Here is a 14,418-nt window from a genome sequence, read left to right as displayed (position 1 = left end):
ATGTATCGAACCTTTTTCTAGCAGACAAAATGTAACCGCCTCAACATACACCGAGGCGGTTTATCCGTAAGGTATCAAAGTGAAGATTGGCCGGCTCGTTCTGTCAATGCTTTTCTCAAGTATGCTTCAAGCGGCTCTTTTAAGTCATCGCGATTTAGTGCAAAATCAAGCGTTGCTTTAATAAAACCGAATTTATCCCCAACATCATAGCGGACACCGCCAAATTGGTAAGCTAACACCGCTTGTGATTGGTTTAACTCTTTAATCGCATCCGTTAACTGAATTTCGTTGCCAGAACCCGGCGCAAGTCCCTTTAAGATATCGAAAATTTCAGGACGCAGCACATAACGACCCATAATTGCATAATTAGAAGGCGCTTCTTCTAACGGTGGTTTTTCCTTTAAATCTGCAAGATGCAGCACACCGCTTTCGATTTCCTGGCCTTTTGGTTCTACAATACCATACTTCGAAACATCCTCATCTGGCACTTGCTGAACGCCGACAACCGAAGAATGATAACGTTCAAATGTTTCGATGAGTTGAGCCAGACACGGTTTTTCCGATTTGACAATATCATCGCCTAACAACACGGCAAATGGCTCATTGCCGACAAAACTGCTTGCACAAGCAATCGCATGTCCTAAGCCTTTCGGTTCTTTTTGGCGAATATAATGGATATTAGCCATGTTTGAAATTGATTGTACTTCCTCAAGCTGGGACCATTTCTCCTTTTTGGAAAGCGTTTCTTCTAACTCATAGGATTTGTCAAAATGATCTTCAATCGCACGCTTCCCTCTTCCGCTGACAATAATAATATCTTCAATTCCAGATTCAATCGCTTCTTCTACGATATATTGAATCGTTGGCTTATCAACAATAGGAAGCATCTCTTTTGGCTGCGCTTTCGTAGCTGGCAGAAACCTCGTTCCCAGCCCTGCCGCTGGTATGATGGCTTTTTTTACTTTCACAACGATTCACTCCTTGTTCAGATCATCCTTAAGTTTCATCCCATAATAAAAAGATATCATGGACACGAGGGTAAATTTCTAATGTCCCCAGCTGCTGATGTTGATTTGTTGTATCTGCCGTTTTCAGTGCTTCTAGAATCGTATTCGCATCATGCGGTGCTCCAAGCGCCTCTGCTGCTTGTGAAACCAGCTCTAAATTATCTTCTGTCGTTCTTGATACAACATATTCTCTTTGTTCACCAGGAAACGCTTGAAACAAATGATAATATGTTTGGTCGGCTGTCGCAAACTGATGGTCGCCGCGTGCGTACAATGTCACACCTTTCTCTTCATACAAAGACCGCACCATTTCGGTATAAGCATTGGAACCTTCTGCTGTCAAATCAAGCAGTGCATTTGAATTCCATTTTGTAAATTGCTGATCATGCAGTCGTTTAAAGAAAACTGCCGCTTGTGCACGTGTCATTTTGCCATTAACATCAAAACGCTCCATCGGCGTGTCACCGTCTTGACGCCCAGTCGTAATGTTTTCTCTAAACATCCATTCAATGGCTTGTTCTAATTCTGCAGGCTGCCCTTGTGAGTGCGCCAGCGCTTGACTAATTACTCCCCGGGTCACTGGACGGTTTTTTATGGAATCATCACGCAGACCCGGCATACGCAGAGAATGCTGAGAGAGTGTTTCATAGGCTGGCTGTGCCCAGTGGGCGGCTGTTGTACTGCTATGTTCCAGCTGGAAATAACGCTTAAGAATCGTGACAAATTGTGCCTCACTCATCGCATTTCCCGGCCCAAAACGTCCATCATCGTGCCCATTGATTAATCCAGTCTCTTCTGCCCAGCGAATTTCATCATACGCCCAATACCCTTGATCAACATCCGGAAAACCACTTGTTTCAGCATTTGCCGCATTCGTCATTGAAACACATGCAGCCGCTATGTATAAAACAACAGCCATGAATAAAAACGCAGCCATACGATCCGGTTGAAATAAGGTTTCTTTTGAAAAAATCTTCATAGATAGGAGCTTTTCTTACTTGATAAGATGCTCGTTTACACCTCCTCTTATGCTTTCTATCCTTTATTATATCTTCTTCATGACGCCTGCGGCTACCTGCGTTTATGAAACATGCAGAAAGAGAGATTAGTCGCAGGTGAACGAGTACGTGAAAATAGTACAAAATGATGTTGATTATTAGCTGCCCTGTACAACAGCATTAACAAACGAGCACGATGAAGGGTGTGTCATCCTGCATCTTTCTTCCAACACATATTACTTCATAACAATAATTCCTATTAAATAGTAGGAAAGAACTTTTTTTGAAAAATTTTTAAAAATATATAGTGATTTTTTCCTAAATATCTGATATATTTAGGTTAAATTACTAGAAAGGAGGATCGTTGACGTTTTACCACCCACTCTCAATGTAAGCCCCCTTGCTTACGACTCTCTTGTTCCCTCTGAATATCTATTTTCTTTCACACACCACCTTTTTCATCTGGTCTATTTACGAGACATTCTACTCTGAGAAATTATCCATTGACAGGCACAAAAGAAAACAAAAAGACTGAGTGGACGATGACAGCGATTAAACGTCCGAGCAAAATGAATATAATGTATAAAACACAGCAGCTGCGTCTTTTCCCTCCTGTACAAAAGATGCGCTCTTCGCACTGTACATGTAGCAGCACACCCCTTTTCACACGTCCACTGTGGCAGGAAATATTCTTCTGAATGAATGCCAAAGCACCCTCCTGCTTTGAACATATCATCAGGAATCAGCCTGCCAAACATGTACATGATACAAGCATGTACTTTTCTAAGCTTATCTTCACAAAACATGTTTCATTTGCCCTTATGCTACACGCATAACATCGTTTTTCTTATCATCAAAATACCCTATACTCTCTTTTTATTGATTTGAGGTGTCTATTGTGTTTAATCAAGTAACGATTGTCGGCCGCTTCACGCGTGACCCTGAGGTAACCTATACGAAAGACGGCACGGCAGTTTGTAATTTTACGTTAGCAGTACAACGCTCTTTTCGTAACACACAAGGAGAATATGATGCTGATTTTGTTCCTGTTACTGTCTGGCGAAAGCAAGCGGAAAACACAGCTTTATACTGTCATAAAGGAGCATTAGTTGGAGTGAACGGCAGAATCCACACTCGAGCATATGAAAACAAAGAGCAAAAACGTGTTCATGTCGTTGAAGTAAATGCTGATCAGGTTCGTTTCTTAAAGCTGAACTCCCATCAACCTGCTTTTAACGCTGCTAGTCAGCAGACAGCGGCAGAGGAAAGCCGCGAAACAGACAACACTCCTCTGACTCCTGTTGAACATATCCCTGTAATGAACGTAAAAGAAACAAATAAGCCTCAATAAATCTTTCTCTTCTCACAGGCCTCCCTTCTATCTAAACGCCTCGCACTATTTTCCCGCTAACCTTTTCCTTCCTCTGAACACAGCCATCTGGGTTCTGCCTGTAACACCAGATGGCTTGATTTAAAACACGGCAGTGTATAGACAACGTGTCAATATGTTTCGGTCACCTCTAAGCAGCATCAGCTATTAAAAAAGCGGCCAGCACGTGATGGCTGACCAGCTTGTATTTTTCTCGACAACATACATACCTGCCTCTTCTAAGCTTTGTCATCCCCAGATAATCCAGACAATCGACACTGTCGTTGCCATCACTAATAAGCTGATTGGAATACCAATTTTCATAAAATCAACAAACCGATACCCGCCATGATTGTAAACAAACAAATTAGTCTGATATCCAATCGGAGTAATAAAACTTGCGGATGCAGCTATCGCAACAATAACCGCAAATGGCGTCATCGAAAGACCTAAAATAGCAGAGGATTCAATAGCAACCGGCAGCATCATAATAGCTGCAGCGTTATTTGTTATCATTTCAGTAAGAATGTTCGTTAAGACATACAATAAAATAAACACACCAATGACTCCCAAGGGAGCTGTCCATTGCAGCAATGTTTCTGCAAGATATGTCGCTGCCCCCGTTTTTAACATTGCTTCTCCAATTCCTAACGCCGCTGCAATGACAACCAATACTTGAAGAGGAACATATCGTTTGATGTCTTTCACCGTTAGAATATTACACAACACCAGCAGCAGTACGGTCATGAGAGCTCCCACAAAAATGGAAATGACTTGTGAAGCAGCAAGTATAATCATCACTGCAAATAAGACAATTGGCAATGTTCGTTTCCATGCCGGCAATGGCTGAAATGGATGCCCTTTTTTATTTTTTCGCAAAACCGTAAACTCATTGCGTTCGCTCGTTCTTTGTTCAAATTCCGGACCTGCGATCAAAAGCAGTGTATCCCCCGGTTTAATTTTTATATCTTCCATCCGCTCCACGCGCGACGTTTCATAGCGAGCCACTCCAACAATAGCTGCATCAAACTGCTGTGGAAACAAGATATCTTTCATCTTCTTAAACAACAGTGAAGAATAGTGCGTGACAACAACCTCTAACAACTGACCTTTTCCTTCCCGCAAACTATCCAGCTGATAAGGAGATTTCGTGTCAATGCGCAATCCATCTTGAGATTCGAGCGCTGCGATTTCCTGTAAACTTCCCGTTAATAAAAGCCCATCATTTGCTGCAAGCTTCCAGGCAGGCGAGTAATCTGACAAAACTTCCCCATGCCGAACGACTCCTAAAAGTGCTGCGCCATGAGTAGTATTCAATCCTGCTTCATCAATGGTCTTCCCATCCAAGGTTCCATTTTCTTCAATAACAAATTCAGCGCAATATCGTCTTTCATACTTATCGCTGCTGAAATAAGGAGCATCCGGGACACGATTGGGGAGCAGCTTTAACCCAATTGTCATCATAAACAGCATAATGATAATTGTTATCGGCACACCAATGACTGCTAATTGAAAAAAAGAAAATCCATCATATCCCCGGTCCATAAGCATTCCATGTACTACTAAATTCGTAGAGGTGCCAATAAGGGTTGTCGTTCCTCCTGCAATCGTGACAAATGAAATCGGCAATAAAAATTTAGATGGAGCCACCCCATGTTTTTCGCACCATTGCCGAACGTATGGTGTAAATGCTGCAACAATGGGGGTATTATTCAACAAGCCTGAAAAAAGAGAAGAAGGTACCATAATACGAAAAAGCGACTGCCGTATACTATGGCCTTGGTTTAGTACATTTGCCACAAACTTTTCAACAAGACCGCTTTTTTGAATGGCACCGGCAATAAGACAAAGCAGTCCAATAGCAAGCATCCCTTGGTTATAAAATCCTTTTATTGCTTCCTGCGGAGTTAGAACCCCTGTTATTAACAAAACAGATAGCCCGCTCAGCAAGATAATATCTGGACGTGCCGCTTCTTTTATTAAAGCCATCATCATGACTGTAATGACTCCCCCGGTAACTGCGATCTCCCATGTCAATGCCAACACCTCTTCTCTTTTTTAATAGCATATGTTTATTTCATAGTAAGTTGATTGGTTTTATATACTATAACTTATATTATACTTTTCCGCTAGGAATTGTAAAGTATGATATAATTATAAAAAGCCTTGACTAGTACACATTTCTAATACGCTCAACAAAAGTATATTCAGGCGCTAGGCAATTTTAGAAAAAAATTTAGCGAATGAAGCAGGAATGAAACGAAAAATATAGAAGATACTGATATACAGCTGCTTTTGTGTTTGTTTAAACACCATCCAACTTAGATTCTTAGCTGCAGGAAAGGAGGTAGGACAGATGGCTTTTGTAATTACCTCACCTTGTATTGGGGAAAAAGCTGGCGACTGTGTAGATGTTTGCCCAGTGGACTGTATTGAAGAAGGAGACGATCAATACTTTATTGACCCGGATGTCTGCATCGACTGCGGAGCATGTATCGTAGTTTGCCCGGTTGAAGCTATTGTAGAAGATACAGAATTGACACCGGAAACAGAGCCTTATTTAGAAAAGGCAAAAGAATTTTTCGGCTCAAGCTGATTTAAGTTCTTCTATTATAAGAATCACGCAACCCCGCTCTTTTAAAAAGACGCGGGGTTTTGATTTACCTGTGCATATCTCTTGTACTGCTAAATAAAATTAGCATGGCATATCATCCGCCAGCCTTTACATAACATTGAATAAGCCCATGTTACAACCTGTACCGCTGCATCAACTTAATTATTCAAACGCCTCTTTAGGAGGGACATCATGAAAAAACGTGTCTTAAAAGATGCATTAAAGCGGCCATTACGCGATTTGCGAATTTCCGTCATTGACCGCTGTAATTTTCGCTGCTCTTATTGCATGCCAAAAGAAATCTTCGGTGATGACTACCCTTTTATGCCAGAATCAGAATTGTTAACTTTTAACGAAATTATGCGTCTGGCTAAACCGTTTGTGCAAATGGGAGCAGAAAAAATCCGCATTACGGGCGGTGAACCGTTAATGCGGCCTCATCTTTCTCAACTCATTGAGCGTCTATCGGTGCTAGAAGGTATACAAGACATCGGCTTAACAACCAATGGCGTATATTTAGTTAAATACGCAGATACATTGAAAAAAGCCGGTCTTCAACGCGTAAACATCAGTTTAGATGCGTTAGATGAAAAAATATTTCAAACAATGAACGGCAGAAACGTAAAACCGCATGCGGTGCTGCGAGGAATTGATGCCTCTCTTGCTGCTGGTTTGCATGTTAAAATCAATGCTGTTATCAAAAAAGGAGTCAATGACGGAGAAATCCTGCCACTAGCAAAGTACTGTAAAAAACGAGGCATTACGCTTCGTTTTATTGAGTATATGGATGTCGGCCAATCAAATGGCTGGAATGTTTCCGATGTTGTCACAAAAAAGGAAATGCTGCACAAACTGCAGCACATTGCTCCTGTAGCACCTGTTGAAAAAGCCTACTTTGGTGAAGTCGCAGCGAGATACCGATATGTTGGCACCAACACCGAGGTGGGCTTTATTTCATCCGTGTCGGATGCATTTTGTGCAAGCTGCACGCGCGCGCGTCTGTCAGCAGACGGAAAACTGTACACATGTCTTTTTGCTGAATCTGGGCACGACTTGCGCGCTCTATTACGAGGCGGTGCCACAGACGAACAAATAGAAAGGAACGTGCAATCGATATGGCACTACCGCACCGACCGTTACTCCGCAGAGCGAACCAGTGAAACGGCAAAACACCGTAAAAAAATTGAAATGTCTTATATTGGCGGCTAAATCTGTGCAAAGGAGGCGAGGGGCAAGTGGAGACGCGCTACAGCAGACAAGAACGTTTCCCCGGCATCGGAAAAGGCGGCCAAAAAAAATTGAAAGATAAACACGTCCTTATCCTCGGGGCTGGTGCATTGGGAAGTACTGGTGCAGAAACATTAGTACGTGCAGGTGTTGGCAAATTAACGATTGTTGACCGTGACGTTGTTGAACTCTCTAACCTTCACCGTCAACAGCTTTACAGCGAAGAGGACATTCGAAAACATCAGCCAAAAGCAGTCGCTGCTAAAACACGGCTGCAGCAAATTAATTCCGACACTGCGATTAAAGCGTATGTGCTCGATGCTCACGCCGGCAACCTCAAAAAGCTTGTTCGCCATTGTGACCTTATCATAGATGGCAGTGATAATTACGACATTCGCTTTATTATCAATGACCTTTCTCAGCAATATCAAATACCATGGATTTTCGCTGCTTTTGCTGGCAGCTTTGGCATGACGTATACATTTCTTCCCAAAATAACTCCTTGCCTGCGCTGTCTTCTGCCAGCACTGCCTGCAGACAGCATGAGCTGTGAAACAAATGGCATTATTACCCCGGTAGTTCTTATGACTTCTGCTCATCAAATGACAGAAGCACTCAAGGTATTAACCAAACAATATGACAAGGTAAGAAACACCCTGCTTTTTTTCGACGTTTGGAAAAACGAGCAGCAATCCATTCGTGTAAACAGTGCCCGCAAAGAAAAATGCCCTTCTTGCGGACCAAATCGGACATATCCATATTTAGTTCAAGAAAACAATATGAAACTAAATGTATTATGCGGCCGCAATACCGTACAAATTCGCCCTGCCGAAACAACATCCTGTAATTTAACTTCTCTTGCAAACACATTAAAAAACTACGGAGAAGTCAAAAGAAACAAATATCTTCTTTTATGCACAATCAATAATTACCGCTTTTCTGTCTTTAAAGACGGACGGGTATTGATACATGGCACCAATGAAGCCCGGACAGCAAAGCATTTATATCAGCAATTTATCAGCAGCGGATTGTAGTACATGCAGAGAATGGCTGTTCTACGCAAGATAAAAACGGAACATCCCGTGTTTGCTTGTTTCACATGGAACTGTATAACATCAGGCATTTGCACATTGAAACTGAAAAAATGCAAAAAAAACTGGGATAAAAGGGTAGGAACGACATAATAATCCGAACGATTTATTACAATCAGTCCGGATTATCTGTTTAGCATACTGATTTCTATCATTGCTCCGTCAAAATACGTCGCGTTCCGCGGGCACAGCCTCAGCTAACTTGGTAAAGAAAAGCCATTACCACGTGAATCTTCGGCTCGTGCTTCGACGCACAGGACGTGCTAGTGTCGGCGTTGGCCACACGTTGTGTGCATCGAAGCAAGCACCTGAAGGTCCATCCATCGACGGGTGATCTTCCGCCGGTTAGCTGAAGCCTTGCTAGCAGCAAGCGGATGTATTTTGTACTATCCTCTTTTTTACGCAAAAAACCCTCACAATAAGTGAGGGGTTTTGCATTTACTGGGTTTTCCCCAGCCTCTGCTGCATTTTATTTATTGAAGATCTTCAATGGAGTCTGCTTCTACATATTCAGGTACAACCAAGCCGATTTTTGCTCCTTCAAGGTTAACACCTAAATCTTCAAATTCACCTTCATAATCATTATAGTACTGTTCATGTGTCGCTGGAAGCCATGCTGCTACCATTGCATCTGCTTCATCTTCAGCAATTGCTGCAAACATGTGCGGTGCTTCCATCGAAGTCGTTTCTACTTCATAACCTACGTCTTTCAACACTTCTGCAATGACATTCGTAGAAGCAATTTCAGAATCCCATGCAACAAATACTAAGCTGATTTCTTCGCCTTCAACTTCTTCTACACCTTCTGTCCACTCGGAAACGGTATCTTCATTTTCATCCACCCAATTACGAGCTGCTTCTTGCTCATCTGTACCTTCATAAATATCAAGCATTACTTCTTCCATGTCCTCGCCTTCCCAAGCGAAGTTATCAAGTACTTCATATGCTTCAGGCTTGTCTTCTTCCAATCCATTGCGTACAAGGGTGTGAATGTCCTCGGCTTCCCCAAAGGAACCTTCTGGATCTTCAAGATATTTCAAATCATGTACGGCAAATTTCCAGTGAGGATTCCAGCCCGTTACAACAATTGGCTCTTCATTTTCCACTGCTTCTGTTAAAGCACTAGTCATTGCTGCATCCGAACTTGGCTGCAATTCCCAATCCTCTAAGCCGTAGTCCTCGATGGCTTGTTCAGCTGAAGCCATGACACCGGCACCAGCATCAATTCCTGTAATAGTATAATCAACTTCTTCTCCAAGGTTACTCGAAGCTTCTTCGCTGCCTTCTTCTGTTCCTTCCGGTGCTTCTTCTGCTGGCTCTTCCTCTTCCGCGCCACATGCGGCAAGTACTAGTGACAAAGAAAGCCCCGCTGCTGCACCAGCCTTTTTCCATGTTGTCAACATGATTGACCCACTCCTTTTAAATAAAATTTATTTATGTTTACTCTTGCTTAAACAAAAACAAGAGATAAACGCACTTACTTGCGGCCGTTGCTGAAGCTTTGTGTTAAACGGTCTAAAATAATGGCCAGTATGACAATAGCAAAACCGGCTTCAAATCCTCCACCAGCATCATTACGGCCCACTGCGTAGTATACTTCTGTACCTAAACCGCCTGCCCCAATCATCGAAGCAATAACAACCATAGACAAAGCAAGCATAATTGTTTGGTTGACTCCTGTCATAATAGTAACTTTTGCCATAGGCAGCTGCACTTTAAATAGCTTCTGAGCTGGTGTTGAACCAAAAGCATCAGCTGCTTCAATCGCTTCTGTTGATACTTGCCGTATCCCTAGATTCGTCAAACGAATAGTAGGCGGCATGGCAAAGATAACAGAAGCCACAACCCCTGGCACTTCTCCGATACCGAAAAAAGCAACGGCAGGAATTAAGTAAACAAATGCCGGCATGGTCTGCATGAAATCCAGCACAGGCTTAATAGCTCCTTCTACTACATCGTTTTTCGACATCCAAATGCCAAATGGCACACCGACAATGACAGAAATTAAAGAGGCGGAAATGACGATAGCCAGCGTCAATACCATACCGTCCCAATAGCCCATATTATCGATTAAAAACAGGCCAATAAAGACAAAAGCTGTCAATCCTGTTTTTCTGCCGGCAAACCAATACGTAATCGCGGTTAACAGCACAATTAATAACCATGATGGAAAAAATCCGATTCCTGCATCCAATCCCTCAATAATAGCACTGATAAAGGATGTTAAGGAGTCAAAAATGAAATCAGCATTTTTTAGCCAGTCAACAAATGCGTCAATCCAGTCTGCTAATGGAAGCCTAGGAAGAAAGTCCAACATTTTCCACCTCGCTTCCGGATAACGCTGCAATAACTGTTCCGCGTACAACAGCACCTTTTAATTTTCCGTCTTCTACAACAGCCAATGGTACATTTTGATATGTTAATAGGTTCATAATATCACGCAGTACCGTATCTTTTGCGGTCGTAGGAACATTCTCTTGAATCACTTCTTGTAACTGGTCTTTGTTTTCTGTCACAAGACGTGACACATCGCTTGCATGAACAATACCGAGCAGATTACGCTCTCTATCTGTTACATAAATGCTTGATATATTTGCTTCCTTCATTCGTTTAAGAGCAACGCGCGGTCCTTCTTTTTCCACATTCACCGATTCCGCTCTTGTCATTACATGCTCAACAGTAAACACTTTAGAGCGGTCTACATCTTCTACGAATTTTTCAACATATTCGTTTTCCGGCTCCATCAGTATCTCTTCAGGAGTGCCGATTTGAACAATTGCTCCATCTTTCATAATCGTAATTCGGTCCCCTATTCGCAGTGCTTCATCTAAATCGTGTGTAATAAACACAATCGTCTTCTTCATTTTTGTCTGCAAATCCAACAGTTCATCTTGCATATCTTTTCGAATTAGTGGATCAAGTGCCGAGAACGCTTCATCCATTAATAAAATGTCCGGGTCATTCGCAAGTGCTCGTGCTAATCCAACGCGCTGCTGCATACCACCTGAGAGCTCGTCTGGATACATATTTTCATAACCTTTCAGTCCTACTAATTCTAACGCCTCTAATGCCTTTTCTTGTCTGGATTCTTTTTCTTCCCCTTGAACTTCAAGGCCGTACTCCACGTTACTTAATACTGTACGAAATGGAAACAGTCCAAACTTTTGAAAGACCATGCTCATTTTCTTGCGCCGTGTATCACGCAGATGCTTATCATTCATTTCCGCCAGGTTTTCACCATCTACCCAGACATTCCCAACAGTTGGATCAATCAGTCGATTCAACAGACGAACAAGTGTCGATTTACCACTGCCTGAAAGCCCCATGATAACGAAAATCTCTCCGTCTTCTACGGAAAAAGAGGCCCGGTTCACCCCAACGGTATTACCCGTTTCTTGTAAGATGTCATCTTTGCTTTTGTTTTTCTCTAACAGCTCTAAAGCCTTTTTTGGTTTCTTGCCAAAAACTTTCGTCAGGCCATCAACTTCTAATTTGGCCACCTTTATACACCTCTTTTTTACTGTCTTCGTTCTCTCAATCACTTTTTCCACTATACGTCAGTAGGGATAAAGTAGCAAATCTTATCTATTGAAAATACGCTTTGTGTAAAACGTAAAGTTTAAACTTTACAAAGCTTATATTCTTCTTTCTTCTTATTTCTGCTTTTTTCGACATTTTTATCTTCGGTTAGTCATTTTTGTCGTTTCCCTTCTTCTGTTACACTTTGTAACTATCACATACTGGCTAAGGAGGTGCGAAGCGATGGAACCAAGCAGCGATCAACAAACAGCAGAGTGGGACAAACTCCAGCATATCAGGCATCGTTTTATCTCCGTTATGGCACAGAACATGGGGCTGTATGGAATTTCAGAGACGAACGGGCGCTTATATGGCACGATCTTATTTTCCGATAAACCAATGACACTAGATAACATGAGCCAAGCACTTGAAATGAGCAAAACAAGCATGAGCACAGGTGTGAGAGCGTTAACAGAAGCTTCTATGCTGTCTCGCGTATGGGAAAAAGGCGTACGCAAAGACCTTTATCAAACAGAAGATGATTGGTATCAGTCGTTTACATCTGTATTTGTTAACCGCTGGCGCGAGGCAACGGATAACAACTATCATGCTGCCTTGCAAGCTACTGAGGCGATGCAACGTATGTATGAACACACGATTGACCCCCAAATAAAAGAACAAATCAAAAAAGATATGGACAAATTAAACCACGCGGTTCGGTATTACAGCTGGCTCGATGAAGTCATTGCGCTGTTTGAAAATGGCGATATTTTTCAAATCGTCGAGAAAAAATGATAAGATACAAGCAGAGCTTTAATTCCTATAAGAAAGGGCGTTTTACAGTGGAATTTAAAGACATTATTCGCAATCGTCGTGAGATCACCCATTATCAGGACAAAGACATTCCGCATGATGCGATGAAGGAAGTGCTTGATGCCGCCGTTTTAGCGCCTGCCGGCAACAGTCTGCCGTCACGCGAATTTATTGTTGTCCAAAACCGAGACATGCTCGACCATTTAGAAGGAGCCTCTCCATTTATTCCTTGGTTAAAAGAAGCCAAAGCAGCGGTTGTCGTAACCGGCCGGCCAGATGTTAGTAAATACTGGCTCCAAGATGCTTCGATTGCCTGCAGCTTTATTTGGCTGGCTGCAGTAGATCATGGACTTGGTTCTGCTTTTGGAGCCATTTATCACTCCCAAGACGAAGAAGAATCAGCCAAACGAGAAGGACATGTCCGCCAAGCGCTTTCGATTCCAGAAGACCGCCGGGTCGTTGCCATTTTAGGCCTGGGTTATCCTGCCTCTCATCCCGGCAAAAAAACACCGCCAGAAAATAGCGAATTAGTTCATTATGGCACGTTTTAAACAATAGCCTGCTGCATATCCCGCCTACGCAGCAGGCTATTATACGCATTAAAAGCGGCTTCATTCGTTTTCGTTCCTGCCTCTATGCAAACTTATTGCTATTTTTCTTTTATGTCCTCCATAATCAGCACAGACTATGTAAGGAAAGGACATACGAAAGGAGACTGTTCTGTTGAGACTTAGCATCCTTGATCAATCCCCGATATCAAAAGGGTCTGACGCACGCCAGGCTTTAAAGCAGACCAAGCAGCTTGTCCAGCTCGCCGAAGAACTCGGATATACCAGATTTTGGGTTGCCGAGCACCACAGTACGAGCGGATTGGCCAGTACATCGCCGGAAGTGCTTATATCCCACTTGGCAACATCGACTGAACAGATTCGTATCGGTTCAGGGGGCGTTTTGCTTCCTCAGTACAGCCCTTATAAAGTCGCTGAAAACTTCAAGTTGCTTGAGGCCCTGTTTCCAAATCGTATTGATTTGGGTGTCGGCCGTTCACCAGGCGGAGGAGAAACAATTCGACTGGCACTCACCGATGGAAACAAGAAAAATTTAATGGAGTTTCCGCGACAGCTAGCTGATTTGCAAGGATTCTTAGATGAAGACCTTCCTAAAGATCACCCGTACCGCACAATTAAAACATCTCCAGCCATCGACACTCTGCCTGAAACATGGGTGCTTGGATTATCCAGGCGTGCAGCCAAACACGCTGCTGCTAACAGTACCGGCTTTACATATGGACATTTTATTAATCCAGAATACGGCCAGGAAGCAGCTGAAAAATATTTATCGTCTTTTCAAGCAAGTGAGAGAATGCCTGAACCTAAAATCAATGCATGTATTTTCGTCGTTTGCGCAGATACTCAACAAGAAGCAGAAGATTTAGCCTTAAGCCAGGATTTGTGGCTGTTAGCTGTTGAAAAAGGAAGAAGTACACAAATTGTTTCTGTGGAGGAAGCAAAACAAACACCATTGTCTAAAGACGATGAAAAACGCATCGAGGAAAACCGGAAACGTACAGTCATCGGAACACCCGATTATGTCAAAGAAACATTACAACAATTTAGCAAACGATATCAAACCGATGAAATCATGGTAATTACCAATATTTATGATGCGGAAAAGAAACGCCGCTCCTACAAACTGTTAGCTGATGCATTCCGCCTTCAACCGCGTACAGCTTCTCCACACCACAGTACGATATAAAAAACTAGCGCTGGATCATGAACCT

The 14,418-nt window shown here is 42.6% G+C and carries 13 protein-coding genes; 7 read left to right on the top strand and 6 right to left on the bottom strand.

The features are described 5' to 3' along the window. Positions 1 to 74: 74 nt before the first annotated feature. Together galU and BLT18_RS03655 are read right to left on the bottom strand one after the other, a co-directional pair. Positions 75 to 968: a UTP--glucose-1-phosphate uridylyltransferase GalU gene (gene galU, locus BLT18_RS03660; protein WP_091271349.1), complete on the bottom strand. Its 894-nt coding sequence runs from the start codon at positions 966 to 968 to the stop codon at positions 75 to 77. Between the two features lie 28 nt (positions 969 to 996). Continuing rightward, complete coding sequence (locus BLT18_RS03655) at positions 997 to 1,986, bottom strand: S-layer homology domain-containing protein (RefSeq protein ID WP_091271348.1); 990 nt, start codon at positions 1,984 to 1,986, stop codon at positions 997 to 999. Between the two features lie 917 nt (positions 1,987 to 2,903). Here BLT18_RS03655 and BLT18_RS03650 point away from each other — a divergent pair. Continuing rightward, the gene (locus BLT18_RS03650) at positions 2,904 to 3,356 is read left to right on the top strand and encodes a single-stranded DNA-binding protein (protein ID WP_091271347.1); all 453 of its coding nucleotides are present in this window, start codon (positions 2,904 to 2,906) and stop codon (positions 3,354 to 3,356) included. A gap of 267 nt (positions 3,357 to 3,623) precedes the next feature. Here BLT18_RS03650 and BLT18_RS03645 read toward each other — a convergent pair whose 3' ends face one another. After that, a complete protein-coding gene (locus BLT18_RS03645) occupies positions 3,624 to 5,411 on the bottom strand; it encodes an SLC13 family permease (protein ID WP_091271345.1) in 1,788 nt (595 codons plus the stop codon). A 319-nt stretch (positions 5,412 to 5,730) separates the two neighbouring features. Here BLT18_RS03645 and BLT18_RS03640 point away from each other — a divergent pair, with 319 nt between their 5' ends. From BLT18_RS03640 to BLT18_RS03630, 3 genes are all read left to right on the top strand, one after another. Further along, the gene (locus tag BLT18_RS03640) at positions 5,731 to 5,970 is read left to right on the top strand and encodes a DUF362 domain-containing protein (RefSeq protein WP_091271344.1); all 240 of its coding nucleotides are present in this window, start codon (positions 5,731 to 5,733) and stop codon (positions 5,968 to 5,970) included. Positions 5,971 to 6,180: 210 nt separating this feature from the next. Further along, positions 6,181 to 7,197 (top strand): GTP 3',8-cyclase MoaA, encoded by a 1,017-nt coding sequence (moaA, locus tag BLT18_RS03635; RefSeq protein WP_091271343.1) that lies wholly within the window; start codon positions 6,181 to 6,183, stop codon positions 7,195 to 7,197. A 26-nt stretch (positions 7,198 to 7,223) separates the two neighbouring features. After that, positions 7,224 to 8,249 (top strand): ThiF family adenylyltransferase, encoded by a 1,026-nt coding sequence (locus BLT18_RS03630; protein WP_091271341.1) that lies wholly within the window; start codon positions 7,224 to 7,226, stop codon positions 8,247 to 8,249. Positions 8,250 to 8,779: 530 nt separating this feature from the next. Here BLT18_RS03630 and BLT18_RS03625 read toward each other — a convergent pair. From BLT18_RS03625 to BLT18_RS03615, 3 genes are all read right to left on the bottom strand, one after another. Further along, positions 8,780 to 9,709, bottom strand: a complete 930-nt coding sequence (locus BLT18_RS03625) for a glycine betaine ABC transporter substrate-binding protein (RefSeq protein ID WP_091271340.1) — start codon at positions 9,707 to 9,709, stop codon at positions 8,780 to 8,782. A gap of 74 nt (positions 9,710 to 9,783) precedes the next feature. Beyond that, positions 9,784 to 10,620 (bottom strand): ABC transporter permease, encoded by an 837-nt coding sequence (locus BLT18_RS03620; protein WP_091271339.1) that lies wholly within the window; start codon positions 10,618 to 10,620, stop codon positions 9,784 to 9,786. After that, positions 10,604 to 11,806, bottom strand: a complete 1,203-nt coding sequence (locus tag BLT18_RS03615; protein ID WP_091271337.1) for a quaternary amine ABC transporter ATP-binding protein — start codon at positions 11,804 to 11,806, stop codon at positions 10,604 to 10,606. Before BLT18_RS03615 ends, BLT18_RS03620 begins: the two co-directional genes overlap by 17 nt. Positions 11,807 to 12,068: 262 nt before the next feature. Here BLT18_RS03615 and BLT18_RS03610 point away from each other — a divergent pair, with 262 nt between their 5' ends. From BLT18_RS03610 to BLT18_RS03600, 3 genes are all read left to right on the top strand, one after another. Further along, positions 12,069 to 12,620: a GbsR/MarR family transcriptional regulator gene (locus tag BLT18_RS03610; protein ID WP_091271336.1), complete on the top strand. Its 552-nt coding sequence runs from the start codon at positions 12,069 to 12,071 to the stop codon at positions 12,618 to 12,620. A 47-nt stretch (positions 12,621 to 12,667) separates the two neighbouring features. After that, positions 12,668 to 13,189 carry a nitroreductase family protein gene (locus BLT18_RS03605; RefSeq protein WP_245705165.1) on the top strand — a complete coding sequence of 174 codons (522 nt, stop codon included), beginning with the start codon at positions 12,668 to 12,670 and terminating at the stop codon, positions 13,187 to 13,189. 169 nt (positions 13,190 to 13,358) lie between these two features. Next, complete coding sequence (locus BLT18_RS03600) at positions 13,359 to 14,393, top strand: LLM class flavin-dependent oxidoreductase (RefSeq protein WP_175487370.1); 1,035 nt, start codon at positions 13,359 to 13,361, stop codon at positions 14,391 to 14,393. Positions 14,394 to 14,418 lie beyond the last annotated feature (25 nt).

It is taken from the genome of Alteribacillus persepolensis, from assembly GCF_900099605.1.
Lineage (GTDB): Bacteria > Bacillota > Bacilli > Bacillales > Marinococcaceae > Alteribacillus > Alteribacillus persepolensis.
Note: the sequence above shows the minus strand (reverse complement) of the source record. Positions and strands in the feature narration are given on the sequence as shown.